The following is a 15142-nucleotide window of genomic DNA, read 5'->3' as shown; positions in this document are numbered from 1 at the left end:
TCCTTCTCACCTCCAGTGCGGTCTCTTCGCAGGCACTGCTTCTAAATTCAGCCGCTTGGCATGAACTTAAAACAAACTCGTAAAGCTTGATAATGCTCATCCGAAAACTTGGTAAACGGTTACATAAAGCCGATGAATGATAAACATGTGCTCTGGCATGGAGACGGGAATGAACCTAACGAAAAAGAATACGGATGAAATCATGAATGACGACAAGCCGAAAGTGGGGAAAAACTGAGGGTAAATTTGTGGAAGTTATTATGTAAGTTACTAATAATTATAAGGGTTTTACAAAAGGTTAACAGGGATGTTTTTATCCACTGGAAGGGGATAATTCTCTATCCGGCTATTATATTCACTGATTTTTTATACATATTAACGATAATAAAAAAGCCATTTATAACGCAAAAAACCGCCGAGGGAAAAATCCCCCGGCGGCTCCTCCGGATAGCTCCATGCAAGGATGCGAACGCCATCCAATTACTTCGTAATTCCGTTGTAGATCACTTGCGCCGCTTCCGCGCGCGTGGCTTTCGCACGAGGTGCGAATACGCCATCGGCACGGCCGGTCATCAGGCCCTTCTCTGCCGCTGTTTCCACAGCCGTTTTGGCCCAGGCGCTGATTTCCCCGCCATCCGTAAAGATAGCTTTAGGCGTACCTGTCGTGCCTTGAAGCTGCGCGTACATACGGGTAATCATAACCGCCATCTCTTCACGCGTAATCTTCTGATCCGGCGCGAAGGTATCTGCAGAGTTGCCTTCCACGATGCCCTTCTCGGATGCGGCCGCTACGGCTTCCGCATACCAGCTTCCGGCCGGCACGTCTTTGAACGCGGACGGTTTGGAAGAAACGAGCTTCATTTGCTTCACAATCATGTTCACGAACTGGGCGCGGGTCACATCCTGTTCCGGCTCGAAACGGTTGTCGGCTACGCCGTCAATGATTTGCTTGCCGGAAAGCTCCTGGATGACTTTATAAGCCCAGTGCGTCTGCGGAACATCCGCGAACGACTTCAGGTTGACGATACGGCCCTCGAGAGCCGCCGTGATTTTGCCGCCTTTGAACGTTTTCGTGATGTAGTTGTAGAACACATCGAGATCGATCAAGCCGGCTTGAGAGTTTTTACCTTCAACCAGTACTTTATAATTGTCTCCGCCCGCAGCCATGAAATTATTCACGGTTACGGTATACTCGGCGGCATCCTCAATCGGAGTACCGTCCGCCTTCGTCAGCTTCACGATACGCTCGGCTGCCGGTTTGCTAAAGTCGGCCGTGTATTTCAGACCGGAAATTTGCAGCGTTTTGGTATCTGCGGATCCGTCGGATTTCTTGCTCCACTGCTGTTGCAGGAGCGTTTTGACTTGTGCGCCTGTCAGCGTCATTTTAACCAGCGTGTTGCCGAACGGCTGAATTTTAGCGAGATCGGAGAATTTGATATCTCCTTTAGGCAGGTCGGCACGGATACCGCCCGGGTTCATGAAAGCGAAATCCGTGTTCATGCCGTCACGCATAGCGTCCGCAATCAGGTTGCCCAGCGGAGCTTCTTCGTTGTAGGCGTTGTTTCGGGAAATCACAGAGTCTGTCGTACCGACAGGCTGCTTCAGGACCGGATATTTGTCCAGGTATTTGTTGATCAAAGCGACCGTATCCGCGTCAGGTGTTACGCCTTCCTGCTTCACGTCCACGATTTCCGCCGTCTTCTTCACGATATCGCCGGTAGCCGGATCGATTTCGAGGTCGACGTCGGCAAAAGCGGTGCCGTAAGAATAAGCTTGAACGATCAGCTTGTTGTCTACGACCGTATTGACTTTGGCATGGTTGTCACCTGCGAAAATAACGTCGACTTCATCGTCGATCGCATTAGCCAGATCAATCGCCTCGCCGGAAGCCACGTTGTCTTTCACGCTTGCCGGATCGTGCGCCAGAACGACGATAGCTTTTACGCCTTTGGCTTTCAGTTCTTGTACGGCTTTGTTTACAACGGGCGCCTGCTCGACGAACTTAACGCCTTTCAGGCCGTCCGGAGATACTTTGGACGGAGTGGAATTGGTCGCCACGCCGATAAATCCGACCTTCTGGCCGCCCACTTCTTTGATCACATACGAAGGCAGAATGTTCTCGCCCGTTTTCTCGTCCACCACGTTGGCGTTCACATACGGGAAGTTCAATTTATCGAAGGTCACGTCTTTGTTCTTCGTATCGGTGCCGCCGTTGATTTGAGCGAGCATAGCGCCTACGCCCTGGTCAAACTCGTGGTTGCCCAGCGTACCTACGTCGAATTTCAGCATGTTCATGAATTCCAGGGTCGGTTTGTCGCGCTCCATCGAGGAAACCGGTGCGGTCGCGCCTACGGAATCACCTGCATGAACAAGCAGTGTGTTCGGGTTCGTTTTCTTTCTTTCTTTCAAGTAAGTCGCCAGGTAAGGGGCGCTGCCCACTTTGCCCGACGCGGTTTCAGTCGTCGTATCGAGCTGACCGTGGAAATCGTTGATGCCCAGCAGTTGGACTTTTACGTTCTTGTTGTCCGGCTGAGGCTGGCCTTTTCCGCTCAGGTCGATGGAGTAGACGCTAAAGCCTTTGTCCGTCGTTGCGCCCGTGCTCTTGATATGCGGGTTCTCCGGCAGGTACGTAACCGCGCTCGGGGAGCTGGTGAACGTGACTTTCACGCTGCCGGCAACCGGAGCGATGGACCAGTTTTTGTCCGCAGCCGGGTTAATCGTTTTCTGTTCGGAAATGTAATCCATCAGAGCCTGACGATTCTCGTCGGCGGAATCTACGATCAGCTCCGCGTTCTTGAGGCCAGGGAAGTTGCCGCCGCCGCTTGCGCGGTAGTTGTTCGTGACCACGATGAACTCCTGGTTCGGGTCGATCGGCTTGCCGTTGAACTGGAGATTCACAATCCGGCTGGAGGAAGCGTCGTTAACGGCTCCGTCCACTTTGTATTTCGCCGGTTTGGTTACGTCCACCTGGTAAGTCACTCCGTCGATCACGTCGAAGTTAAACACCTGGAAGGAGGAGTTAAGCAGCTGCTGCTCGTCCGTTTTGGCCGGATCGATCTGGTTGAACATGCCCGCGGACATTTCCAGCCATTCTTTCACGCCGGAGCCTTTGACTTTGACGGCTTTCAGAGTGTTGTCGTAGAGATAAAGGTCGCTCGCGCTCTTGATCGCGATAGGACCTTTGGCGATATCCGTATATTCCGCCGGGCCGTTGCGTCCGGCTTTGAACGGAGCGCCTACGGAGAGAATCGGAAGATCCTTGTACTGCGGCAGAGTCGTCGAAATGTACTTGCTCACATATTCTTTCTGAGCGTTCGTGACGATCTGGACCGAAGGGTCGTCCTGCACCAGCGCGAAATAGCTGTGAATCGGAGCGGTCGTTTCGCCGATCGGCTGATTCGCGTATTTTTTCGTGCCCTCGTGCTCGGCCGCAACCGCTTGTACGATAGCCGGATCGGTATCCACAAGCGCTTTTTTCGTCGTGCTGTCATAGATATAACGGGTCGAGGACTGGGAACCCGAAACCTTCCACTTGCCGCCCTCCTGCACGAGTTTCAGGTCGATCAGACCGAGGTTCGAACCGCCGTAGCCGGATTGCACGGCCGCAACGCCGTTGATCGTGCCTTTGGCGTTGTCTACGCCGGCAACCGGGTTGCCGTTCGCGTCCTTAAACAGCGCGTCCAGCTTCTTCACGTCAGGTGTAGGGAACACCTTGTGAGAGTGCGAGAACGTAATCGCGTCGATGCCGGGCACCTTGCTGAGAGGCAGAACCGCGTTCTCGGCGAGCTGATCATTCGCCGCAGCCGTACCGTCAAAACCGGAGTGCGCCATCGCGATCACGATATCCGCACCTTTGGCTCTCATTTCAGGCACGAATTTCTTGGCCGTCGCGACGATGTCTTTGGCCACGACTTTGCCGGTAAGGTTAACTTTGTCCCACTCCATGATTTGCGGAGTCACAAGTCCGATTACACCGACTTTGATTTTCTGGTCGTTGCCGTTCTCGTCTTTGAACGTCTTGTCCATAATCAGATAAGGCGTGAATTTGTTGACATCGTTGTCCGGGTTGTTATCTTTGTCATCTATGTAGACGTTGGCGTTAATGTATGGGAATTTGGCCCCTTTGATCGATTTGTCCAGAAAATCAAGGCCGTAGTTGAATTCATGATTGCCGAAGGTAGCCGCGTCATAATCCAGTAGATTCATAGCTTTGTATACAGGATGGATGGCGCCGGGGTCTTTGAGCTGGTTAATCTGGGCTATGTACGTTCCCAGCGGAGTCCCTTGAATCAAGTCTCCGTTATCGACCAGGAAAGTATTAGGGTTTTCTTTGCGCGCTTCCTTGATCAGAGTGGCGGTTTTGGCCAAACCTACGCTTGCTGCCGCAGCGTCTTTGTAATAATCATAGTCTACAAGATTTGTATGCAAATCCGTCGTTTCCATGATACGAAGATTAACGGTTGGGGAAGCGGATGTTTGCGCTTGCACAATGCCTCCTAAAGATTGAGATGAAATGATGCCGAATGCTAGGGAAGCGGTCGCGAGCTGCTTCATTCTTTTGAACTTCCTGGATCCCATTACGAGAATTCCACCTTCCTGTAAATAGTTACTTACCGATTTTAGCATGGTTCGGAATTAACCGTGTGTAAAATATTCAATAATTTTATTGAAACCGCTTAAAATGATTCTTAAGTCCTGTATTTAACCATCGGTCAATCCTGATAGGCACCTATATTAAAACGCGCGGGTTTAGACGGGGCGTCCACTTGGGTAACCATTCCTTAGATCAAAAGAGATGAGCGACCCTTTGTTACAAAAGGCCCATAGTCGATTAGGAGGAAACGGAATGACAAGGAATCATACGATGATGCAGTTTTTCGAGTGGCATGTCCCGGCGGACGGCTCTCACTGGAAACGGCTTAAGGAGCTGGCTCCCGAGCTGAAAAAGAAAGGGTTCGACTCCGTCTGGATCCCCCCGGTTACCAAAGGACAGTCCGACCAGGATACAGGTTACGGCGTGTACGATCTGTACGATCTGGGCGAATTCGACCAGAAAGGAACGGTCCGGACCAAGTACGGGACGAAGGAAGAACTGCTGGAAGCCATCAAAGCCTGCCAAGACAACGGGATTTGCGTATACGTGGATCTCGTGATGAATCATAAAGCCGGTGCGGACGAGAAAGAGCTGTTCAAAGTGGTTCAAGTGAACGACCAGAACCGCAATGAGGTGATTTCCGAGCCTTTCGATATCGAAGGCTGGACGAAATTCACTTTTCCGGGGCGGGGCGACAAATACTCGGCTTTCAAATGGGATTTCGGGCATTTTAACGGCACCGATTACGATGCCAAGGAAGATAAAACCGGCATTTTCCGCATCCTCGGGGAGAATAAGAGCTGGAACGACAACGTGGACGACGAATTCGGCAATTACGATTATCTGATGTTCGCCAACATCGATTACAGTCATCCCGGCGTGAGGGAAGAGATGATCACCTGGGGCAAATGGCTCGTTGACACTCTGCAGTGCGACGGATACCGGCTGGATGCCATCAAGCATATCAACCATGATTTTATCCGGGAATTCGCCAGCGAGATGATCAAGGAACGCGGGGAAAACTTCTACATCGTGGGAGAGTTTTGGAACCCCGAAGTGGCGGCCTGCCGCGAGTTTCTCGATAACGTCGATTACAAGATCGACCTGTTCGACGTCGCACTCCACTACAAGCTCCATGCCGCCTCGCAAGCCGGCAAAGATTTTGACCTCACGACCGTGTTAGAGGACACGCTCGTTCAAACCCATCCGCTGCACGCCGTCACCTTCGTCGACAATCACGACTCCCAGCCGAACGAATCGCTGGAATCGTGGATCGAAGACTGGTTCAAGCAGAGCGCATATGCGCTTGTACTGCTCCGCAAGGACGGTTACCCGTGTGTCTTCTACGGGGATTATTTCGGCATAGGCGGAGAGGCTCCGGCGGAAGGCAAGGCGGCTGCCATCGATCCGCTGCTCTATGCCCGTCAGCACAAAGCCTACGGCGAGCAGGAGGACTACTTCGATCATCCGAACACGATCGGCTGGGTCCGCCGGGGAGATGCGGAAATCGAGCGCTCCGGCTGTGCGGTTGTCATCTCCAACGGCGAAGACGGCGAGAAGCGCATGTTCGTCGGCGAAGAGCGTGCCGGCCAGGTGTGGCTCGATATGACCGGCTCGCGGGAAGATGAAGTCACCATCGGCGAGGACGGTTTTGCCGACTTCCCGGTGAACGGGGGAAGCGTGTCCGTCTGGGCGCAGCCGGACGAAGGCTAACGTGGCGGCGCTCGGCACGCATGCGTCTAACGTTCACCGGGAAGAAGGAATCGCACGGGGCATCCGATGCGGCTGAGCTTGCCCTTCCCTTTTCCCGGTGAACCCGGTAAAGAAAAGCGGGGGCTCCTTATAAGGGGCCTCCGCTTTTTGCTTTCTTCAAGGGAAACGCACGCCGCCGGCCGGGCGATAAGCCCGCTGCTTCATACCGATAAAGACACATTGTACCCGCAGGCGACTTACAAGACATAATTACCGGATGTATTTACGGGTATCAATGGGAATACGAGTGTGCCGGATGCCCTCTATCCCTGCCCCGAGGGACTACTATTGTTCCCCGTGAAACATTTATGGGCAGGCTTCATAGCTACCTGTAATCTGTCAGGATGGATCTGCAAAGCTTCCCTGCGGCCGGTCCCTCGCACAATACCTTCCGCAGCCAGCTTTCCGAGCAGGCCGGTCACCGTCTCCCGGATACTTCCGACCATCCCTGCCAACGCCCATTTGTTCCGGGCCAAGCACAAACCGGTTATGGCGCTGAATGCCCTGGTATTGCTGGTGCTTTCCGCAGTCCTTCTGCTGAGCTGAAAAAAAGCCCGGGTCCCTCGGTACGAAGAGGGTTCCGGGCTTTTGCGCATCCGCCGTCCGGGGCGTACACGCTGCAAATACGGATGCGCTTCGTCATACGGCGCAGCATCGCGCCCCGAGTCCGGCCGGCGCGCAGGAGCCGGGCGGGCTAGTGCCTGCTTCCCGGCTCCACGGCCTTGAGCCCGGGAGCGGGGCTGACGCTTCCGCCGGGTTCGTCCGCTTCCACGAGCTGCTTGAGCACGGAGAGCCGGTTCTCCCAGAACCGCTCGTAGTACGCCAGCCACCGCTTCAGCTCCTGCAGAGGCTCGGGCTGAAGCCGGTACCGCTTCTCGCGGCCCACCTTCCGCTCCTGGACAAGGCCGGCATCGGCGAGAATGCGCAGATGCTTCGAAACGGCCGTCCGGCTCATCGGAAAGTGGCCGCTGATCGCGTTGACGGGCATCTCCTGCCCGGCAAGCAAATTCAGGACCTTGCGGCGGGTAGGGTCCGCAATGGCCTGAAATATGTCCTGCTTCGGTTCGACCGCGCCCATATCAGGCCTCGACTTGCTTGCGGAGCGCCTCGACCAGACCTACCCAGCCGCCGGACATCCGCTCGCGGACTTCCGCATGAGACTGTCCGAATTCGGTCACCTTCTCCGGGTCCCATCCCGCGTGAATCAGGGTGAATTCGGTTTTGCCGTCGAGGTCGGCCAGCTCGAAGGTCAGCGTCCAGTCTTTGCCCCACCGGAATGAAAGCCGGTTCGGCGGGTCGAGCTCGGTCACTTTGCAGGGCGACTTCCCGTAGGGGCCCGCTTCAAGGTGGAATTCATATCCGAGTTCGGGCTGAAAATCATTGGGCATAAACCATGCCGCAATGCCTTCGGATGTCGCCACGGCGTTCCATACTTTCTGGATCGGGGCGTTGAAAAGCTGTGTCTGGCGGATATCCGGCAGAGTATTCGGCGTGTTAGTCATCTATAGTTCCTCCTGTAGGCAGGTATTTATTTTTTGGATTTTACCAGGTCCGTCCGGCGAAAACGCAAAGTCGACCACTTGTCGTCGACGGCCACATTGCTGACGGGCCGGTACTCCGTGTTATTTTGTACCTTCGCAGCTAAAGTATCCCGGTTAATGTCTGTCTTGACCTTGGAGCTCTGCTTCGGGTACGTGATCCAGAAAACGGCGTCCTCCCGGAGCATGGGGATCACTTTCGGCACCCACTCGTCAACCTCCTGGCCGTGATTGACAAACAGTTGGAGAAATGCGGCCTTATCCTCCGCGGGTCCCCCGGCGGCCGTTTCGATGCCTAGACGATACCCTTCAGGCGCGTTAAGGACGAGGGCCGGTCCTTCTTTGTAACGAAGTTTTTTGAGCAATTCTTCTGACATGAATGGATTCCCTCCGTTAATTTAGGAAACGTCTTGGTTACCTATTCGATTATAGGAAACCAAACGGTTTCATGTCAAGGCAAAGAAAAACGCCGGCTGGTGCGCCGGCGTCTCCGTTTTAGCGAATGGCGATATAAACCTGGACGACACAGTTCTCGGGGTCAAATCCGCGTCCATCGTACACCTCGAAGTCTCCCGTGTACGTCCGCTGCTCCGCGGCGTTTTGGAAATACGCCCAGATTTCGTGCCACAGCTGCGGCACCACGTCTTTCACCGGGCCTTTGCGCGTCTCGAAAATCATGTATTTGGCTGCGGGAACATCCGCAAGCTGAAGACCGGAAGATATGCTGCCTGCCGTTTCTTCGCTGATTTCATGCCCCAGCAGCGCCGTATATTCTCCCGACGCGTCGCTCTCGTAATCGGTGTACAAGCCGTAAATCAGATGAGGGTTCACAATGCCCGGCCTGGACGCAATATCGCTGCCGAAAAACTGCTGCCAAAGCTGTGACAGCTTTCCTTCCGGTCCCGCCTCCGCGGCGTTCGTGGTTCGGACACTTACACCCGCCAGTCGGAAGGATGGTTTGTTCGTAAGAACGGATTTCATATTCATAGGTTCATTCTCCTCTTTTCCCTGTTTAAGAGTAGTGTAGCCGGGAAAAGTGGACAGCTGTATGTCCTAGTTCTCGTAACGGAGCAAAATTTTGCGGGCCCGTTCCCGGATTTCGTCGGCCAGGCTGGACGGATGCTCGATTTTCAGACTGTCTCCGAAGCTCAGCAGCATCCCGTAAAACCACTCGTCCAGCGCGAAAACCCCTTGGACGCACAGGTTTCCATCCGGCAGCAGACTCACCAGGCCGGGCGGAAAAGCGTCTCCCACGCGGTGCCGGACCTCCGGTCGAAAGTGGAGCGTCATCTCCACTTCCTTGTGGGCGAGCCACTGCGGGTTCCAGCTGTATCCCTCCAGCGGAGGAACTTCACGCGGCTCCGAAGCCTGGGAAAGGACGGACAAATCCGCTATCCGGGAGAGCCGGAAGATGCGAAACTCCTCTCTCATCGTGCAGTACGCGTGCAGGTACCAGACGGACCCCTTGAGGATAAGAGCTGCCGGTTCAACGATTCTTTCGGTCTCCGTCCCGTTCGTGTTCACATAGGCGATAGACGCCCGTCGGCCTTCCTCAATCGCCCCTTTCAAGAGAGAGACTTTGTTTTTCGCCGCCGCCCCCTGCCCCCACGGGTGAAAATCGAAAACGAGCTCGTCCTTGCGCCGCTCCCAATCCGCGGTATCCGTCCGCAAGAGAAGCCCCTGCACCTTTTCCGCCAGATTGGCATAGGTCTGATCGTCGAGTGCCGTGCTTACGCCTTTGACGGCCGCAAGCAGGGACGAAATCTCCTTGAGGGAGACGAGCTGCCTGGCCAGCGTATACGGCTCCATAATTTCAAATCCGCCGGATACGCCCTGGTGGGCGACAACCGGAATTCCCGCCCGGCTGAGCGTCTCCATGTCGCGGTAGATCGTTTTCGTCGTCACTTCGAACCGTTCGGCCAGTTCCTTGGCGCTTATCCGCCCCCGGTTGAGCATCAGCACCGTCATCGCAAGCAGTCGGTCTATCTTCACTATGGTCATCCTTTCCGGAGTTGCGCCGTACTCTGCCCCCCTCCTATTTGTTGTGCGGGTAAGAGGGCTATACAGTCATTGTAGTCTACAGCGCCGGAGAAGGAAAAGACGCTGCGCTTGCGTGTAAGGCGACGTTCTCGTCAGCCGGAGAATAGGGCGTCCGGCAAGAACTGCCTCCGGCCGCCAGTCTCCCTCGCAGACAAGCAAAAAAGCCGCTGCGCTTCCCGGAGGAAACGTAACGGCTTTGCGCTTTGAAGTTTAAGCTGCTCCAGGAACAGGCCACCTCCGTCCGGACTATTCCAGATTGGCATGGCGCCCGAACATCGTTTCGGACGTGTACCCCTTCTTCTCCATCAGCCGGAGAATAATGGCATCGCAGAACAGCAGCAGCGTCTGCTCGAAAAGGGAGCCCATCGGCTGAATCGTCGGATACGGGTTGTCCGACTTGTCTTTGGGCGAGCCCGGGAGCTTTACCGCGATATCCGACAGCCGGCCGAGAGCCGATTCGGGAAAAATCGTGATGGCGGCGACGGAAGCGCCCAGATTTTTCGCTTTCTCCGCCATCGAGACAAGGCTCTTCGTCTCGCCTGAACCCGAGCCGGCGATGAACACATCGTCCTTGGTCAGATTCGGCGTGACGGTTTCGCCGACGACGTACGCATCGAAACCGAGGTGCATCATGCGCATGGCGAAAGCTTTCATCATCAGTCCGGAGCGGCCGGCTCCGGCTGCGAATATTTTGCGGGCGTTCAGAATGGCGTCCGCCAGTTCCTCCGCTTCGCGGCTCACGACAGCTTCGGCTGTGCGCTGCAGCTCTTCCTGAATCCCGGCCAGATATTGAGTCGTCCGCATAGGAGATTACCCCTTCTTGATCAGCTTCTGCATCTCGGCCGCGGCCGCTTTGCGGTCGTCCTGTCCGGTAATGCCCCCGCCTACGATAACGAGATCCGGCTGCGCCTTAATCACTTCCGGAAGAGTGCTGAGCTTGATGCCGCCGGCGATGGCCGTTTTGGCCCGCTTAACGGCCCGTTTGATCGTTTGAAGATCTTCGAAGGAGTTTTTGCCCACTGCCTGCAGATCGTATCCGGTATGGACACAAATGTAATCGACTCCGAACGCATCGACTTCTTTGGCGCGCGCTTCCAGATTCTTCACACTGATCATATCGACCAGAACTTTTTTGTTCTGCTTTCTTGCCTCCTCGACGGCCCCTTGGATGCTCATATCTTCCGCCGCGCCCAGAATCGTAATGATGTCGGCGCCCGCTTCGGATGCTTTCATGACTTCATAGCCCGCCGCGTCCATGATCTTAAGATCCGCAAGAACTTTCAGATTAGGGAAAGCCTGCTTCATTTCCTTGACGGCTCTCAAGCCTTCATTGATGATGACCGGAGTTCCGATCTCGACGATATCGATATAAGGCTCCAATTCTTTAACGAGCTCAATCCCTTCCGGGATGTTTACGAGATCCAGCGCCAGTTGCAATTCCATGTTATGTTACCTCCTAGGATGTCGGTTAGATTTGTTGAATGCCATGCGTTTATTCTAGGACTTCGGTAGCGGAAAATAAAGTACGCACTATTAGGGAACGTAGTCACCAAAAGGATACTAAAGCCTGCAAAACCGGAAACGGATCGCGTCCACGGAACGCAAAAAAGCCCCTCCGAAGAGGAGCCGTCAATAAGCCGGCCTTTTATGATAAATCGTTCCGAACAGAGTTGAAAAAATCGGTCTCAGGCGCTCGTTCCAGCCGTGTATCGGCAGTCCTGATCCGAACAAGAATCAAGGTTCGGTCGCTTCTATATGGGGCCCGGCCGGAGCCGAGTGCATCTTCTTCTGATGGTTAGTCCCCCACTCCGACATCACATTCAATACTTCCTTGATCGTCAGCCCGTAGGGTGTCAGAGAATACTCCACTTTGGGCGGAACCTGTCTGTACACCTTGCGGTGAATAATCTCGTCCTGTTCGAGCTCACGCAGCTGCTGGGTAAGCATTTTCTGGGTAATTTCCGGCATCTCCCGCTTTAATTCCCCGAAACGGTGGGTTCCTTCCGTCAAATGACAGAGAATGACCGGCTTCCATTTGCCTCCGACTACCTTCAGCGTCAATTCCACGGACTGTTTAAATTGCTGATCTCCCATTGGTCTGGCTCCTTTAGTATCCTTAAAGTACCTATATCACTTAAAAGTAGGTACTTGCATTCGGCTATATGCTCTTTCATAATAACAGGTACAGTCGGTTTATTCTTTAACAATTTTGTTTTCCCCATCCTTATCCCGGTTCCGGAGGCTGATGCCGCATGGAATCGTTTCTGTATTCGTATGCTCTTCCTCCAAATGGAGGATTCTATATTGAGAAATGTTCGCCGGGCGCCTTTTATCACCGTTAAGGTGGTCGAAGGAAAAACGAAAGAACAGAAAGGCGCGCTGGTGGAACAGTGACCGGGGCGGTATCCGAAAGTTTTCGACGCGGAGTCCGGCCGGGTCTTTATTTTTATCGGGGACCTCGAAAAAAACAAAATTACGGCAAGGCAGGCTGCCTGTACTTCGATCCGGAAAGCGGGCAGCAGAAATAGATGGCTTTCGCAAAACCGGACACGGACGTTAACCCCCCTACCTTTACCCGAAGGCGGGGGTTTCCTTATCCGGCACCGGTACGATACCTGGTTCCGACACTTATTTAAACAGGAGGCTGATTCCGATGACTGACACCAATCAACCGGCAAAAAGCATCACCCGTATCCCGCTCTCCATTCTGGATCTGGCTCCGGTCGTCCTCGGGGCGACACCGGCGGACTCGTTAAAAAATACACTCGATCTCGCTCAGCACGCCGAACAGTGGGGATATCACCGCTATTGGCTGGCCGAGCACCACAATATGCCGGGCATCGCAAGCTCGGCGACCTCGATCGTGATCGGCCACGTCGCCGGCGGCACGAAGAAAATCCGCGTCGGTTCGGGCGGCATCATGCTGCCGAACCACGCGCCGCTGATCATCGCCGAGCAGTTCGGCACGCTGGAGTCGCTCTATCCGGGCCGCATCGACATGGGCCTCGGACGGGCGCCCGGCTCCGACCAGCCGACGGCCCGGGCTCTGCGCCGCGGTCCCGAGAGCGACGGCCAGCACTTCCCGCAGCAGCTCGAAGAGCTGCGGGGCTATTTGAACCCCGGACCCGGCGCTTCCGCGGGCCGTGTAAGAGCCGTGCCCGGCGAAGGGCTGAACATCCCGGTCTGGCTGCTCGGTTCCAGCGGCTTCAGCGCGCAGTTGGCCGGCCAGCTCGGCCTTCCGTTCGCCTTCGCCAGCCACTTCGCGCCGGATTACCTGACCGCGGCGCTGGAGCTGTACCGCAGCTCCTTCCGCCCGTCCGGGGCGCTGAAGGAGCCTTATGCCATGATCGGCGTCAATGTCTTCGCCGCCGATACCGAGGAGGAGGCGCGCCGGCTGGCGACCTCCCACGAGCAGCAGTTCCTGAAGCTCATCCGCGGACAGACCGGCCTGCTCAATCCGCCGGTGGACAACATGGATGAGCTGTGGAGCCCGCACGAGAAAGCCATCGTCCGGAAGCAGCTCAGCATCACGGCCGCCGGAACGAAAGAGACCGTGCGGGAGAGACTCGACTACCTGCTGTCGGAGACACAGGCGGACGAGCTCATCGTCACCTCGCAGATCTACGATCACCGCGCGCGATTGCGTTCCTACGAACTTCTGGCCGAGGCTGCCAGGAAACAATAAAGCCGCCGATCCTCCGCTTTGAGTGCCGCAGCGGCATCCCTTTACGCACCCGCTCGGCTCTCAGCCTGCGATCATACTAACCTGCCGCTTGCGGCTTCATTCAGCATTTTTCCCAAACCGCTGCGCCCTTTCCGGGCAAGCGGTTTTTTCACGTGGAACAGGGATAATGTCCTCCTTTCTCTCATAATAATTAACATTTGTTTCCTTTTATCCAAAAAAGGGTAAAAATCCAGATGGCCTGTACACCATATACTATTCATTCTTATGAGGGAGGCTTTATTATGGCGGTAAAAGAACAGCTGTTCATTCATGAAATTACCGGCTTCAAAACAAAGGACGAGTTCTGGAATCCCTACCCCTGGTACAAGAAGATGCGTGAAGAATCGCCGATTTTCTATGACGAGCGGCAGGACACGTGGAATGTGTTTCTCTATGACCATGCCAAACAAGTTCTGAGCGACTACAAACTTTTTCCCAGCAAAAGAGACCGGAGCCTGATTCCGGTTCCACTCAGCGACAATAAAGTGAATCTGATTTTCTCCGATCCGCCGGATCACCGCAAACGCAGAGGACTCCTGGCCAAAGCTTTTACTCCCCGCAGTCTGGAAGACTGGAAACCGCGAATTCAGAATATCGTGGACGAGCTTGTGGCCAACGTGGCGGAGAAGAAATCCGTCGATCTTGTTAAAGAACTCGCCGTTCCTCTGCCCGTTACGGTCATCGCCGACCTGCTGGGCGTGCCTTCTAAAGATTGGCAGCAGATTAAAGACTGGTCGGACATTTTGTTCATGCCCCACGATTTTCAGCATATCGAAGAGATGCAAGCCGGCAAAGCCCAAGCCAGCAAAGAGTTCATCGAGTATTTACTTCCCATTGTCGGTCAAAAGCGGACGCAGCTCCGGGACGACATCATCTCGGATCTAATTCTCGCGGAATACGAAGGGGCCTTTTTCACGGACGTCGAGGTCGCTCAAACCGCCATGGGCCTGCTCGGCGCCGGGAACGAAACTACAACCACGCTGCTGACGAACATGTTCTACAGCCTGATCAAAGACCAGCCCGGCGCTTACGGGCAGCTGCGTAAAGACCGGAGTCTGGTGCCCCAGGCGGTTGAAGAAACGCTGCGCTACCGGTTTGCGGCTTCTCTGGACCGGAGAATCGGGGAAGACACGGACGTGTTCGGTCCGAAGATGAAGAAGGACCAGCTGATCATCGCCTGGGTTTCATCCGCCAACCGGGACGAGAACCAGTTTCCGAGCGGAGAATCGTTCGACGTGCAGCGTAAGGACATCAAGCACCTGACGTTCGGCAGCGGCCAGCATTTCTGCCTGGGGGCTCCGCTCGCTAGGATGGAAGCGGTGAAGGTGCTGGAAACGTTCGTGGACCGCTTCTCGGATTACTCGATCCCGGACGACTTCCGGCCGCAGAACCATCTGGCTCCGAATAACCACAATCTGAATTCGCTGCCGGTCGTCGTCGAAGAATAAACCGCCGGAGGAGTGGAGGCTTGACCGTCCGGCCTAAAATGCGCGG

At 54.9% G+C, this 15142-nt stretch carries 13 protein-coding genes; 4 read left to right on the top strand and 9 right to left on the bottom strand.

Features of this window, described 5'->3' with window-relative positions:
- Window positions 1-480 precede the first annotated feature (480 nt).
- Entirely contained in the window at window positions 481-4554 is a 4074-nt protein-coding gene (locus AC58P5_RS19845) for a bifunctional 2',3'-cyclic-nucleotide 2'-phosphodiesterase/3'-nucleotidase (RefSeq protein WP_497389555.1), read from the bottom strand.
- A gap of 292 nt (window positions 4555-4846) precedes the next feature.
- Here AC58P5_RS19845 and AC58P5_RS19840 point away from each other — a divergent pair, with 292 nt between their 5' ends.
- Complete coding sequence (locus AC58P5_RS19840; RefSeq protein ID WP_497389553.1) at window positions 4847-6307, top strand: alpha-amylase; 1461 nt, start codon at window positions 4847-4849, stop codon at window positions 6305-6307.
- A 733-nt stretch (window positions 6308-7040) separates the two neighbouring features.
- On the opposite strand, the gene AC58P5_RS19835 is transcribed toward AC58P5_RS19840, so the two are convergent.
- From AC58P5_RS19835 to AC58P5_RS19800, 8 genes are all read right to left on the bottom strand, one after another.
- Complete coding sequence (locus AC58P5_RS19835) at window positions 7041-7424, bottom strand: ArsR/SmtB family transcription factor (protein ID WP_497389551.1); 384 nt, start codon at window positions 7422-7424, stop codon at window positions 7041-7043.
- A 1-nt stretch (window position 7425) separates the two neighbouring features.
- The gene (locus AC58P5_RS19830; protein ID WP_497389549.1) at window positions 7426-7848 is read right to left on the bottom strand and encodes an SRPBCC family protein; all 423 of its coding nucleotides are present in this window, start codon (window positions 7846-7848) and stop codon (window positions 7426-7428) included.
- Window positions 7849-7874: 26 nt separating this feature from the next.
- Window positions 7875-8261 carry a hypothetical protein gene (locus tag AC58P5_RS19825; RefSeq protein ID WP_497389547.1) on the bottom strand — a complete coding sequence of 129 codons (387 nt, stop codon included), beginning with the start codon at window positions 8259-8261 and terminating at the stop codon, window positions 7875-7877.
- Between the two features lie 118 nt (window positions 8262-8379).
- Entirely contained in the window at window positions 8380-8871 is a 492-nt protein-coding gene (locus AC58P5_RS19820; protein ID WP_497389545.1) for a GyrI-like domain-containing protein, read from the bottom strand.
- Between the two features lie 66 nt (window positions 8872-8937).
- Entirely contained in the window at window positions 8938-9876 is a 939-nt protein-coding gene (locus AC58P5_RS19815; RefSeq protein WP_497389543.1) for a helix-turn-helix transcriptional regulator, read from the bottom strand.
- Between the two features lie 294 nt (window positions 9877-10170).
- Window positions 10171-10728, bottom strand: a complete 558-nt coding sequence (hxlB, locus tag AC58P5_RS19810; RefSeq protein ID WP_497389541.1) for a 6-phospho-3-hexuloisomerase — start codon at window positions 10726-10728, stop codon at window positions 10171-10173.
- 6 nt (window positions 10729-10734) lie between these two features.
- The gene (gene hxlA, locus AC58P5_RS19805; protein ID WP_497389539.1) at window positions 10735-11367 is read right to left on the bottom strand and encodes a 3-hexulose-6-phosphate synthase; all 633 of its coding nucleotides are present in this window, start codon (window positions 11365-11367) and stop codon (window positions 10735-10737) included.
- 291 nt (window positions 11368-11658) lie between these two features.
- Window positions 11659-12018 (bottom strand): winged helix-turn-helix transcriptional regulator, encoded by a 360-nt coding sequence (locus tag AC58P5_RS19800; protein ID WP_497389537.1) that lies wholly within the window; start codon window positions 12016-12018, stop codon window positions 11659-11661.
- A gap of 210 nt (window positions 12019-12228) precedes the next feature.
- Between AC58P5_RS19800 and AC58P5_RS19795 the strand changes: the two genes are divergently transcribed.
- From AC58P5_RS19795 to AC58P5_RS19785, 3 genes are all read left to right on the top strand, one after another.
- On the top strand, window positions 12229-12318 hold the full coding sequence (locus tag AC58P5_RS19795) for a tautomerase family protein (protein ID WP_497389535.1): 90 nt from the start codon (window positions 12229-12231) through the stop codon (window positions 12316-12318).
- Between the two features lie 259 nt (window positions 12319-12577).
- Complete coding sequence (locus tag AC58P5_RS19790) at window positions 12578-13609, top strand: LLM class flavin-dependent oxidoreductase (protein WP_497389533.1); 1032 nt, start codon at window positions 12578-12580, stop codon at window positions 13607-13609.
- Between the two features lie 281 nt (window positions 13610-13890).
- Window positions 13891-15096, top strand: a complete 1206-nt coding sequence (locus AC58P5_RS19785; protein WP_497389531.1) for a cytochrome P450 — start codon at window positions 13891-13893, stop codon at window positions 15094-15096.
- Window positions 15097-15142: the final 46 nt, after the last annotated feature.

The organism is Paenibacillus sp. JT31N7 (assembly GCF_059692095.1).
Note: the sequence above shows the minus strand (reverse complement) of the source record. Positions and strands in the feature narration are given on the sequence as shown.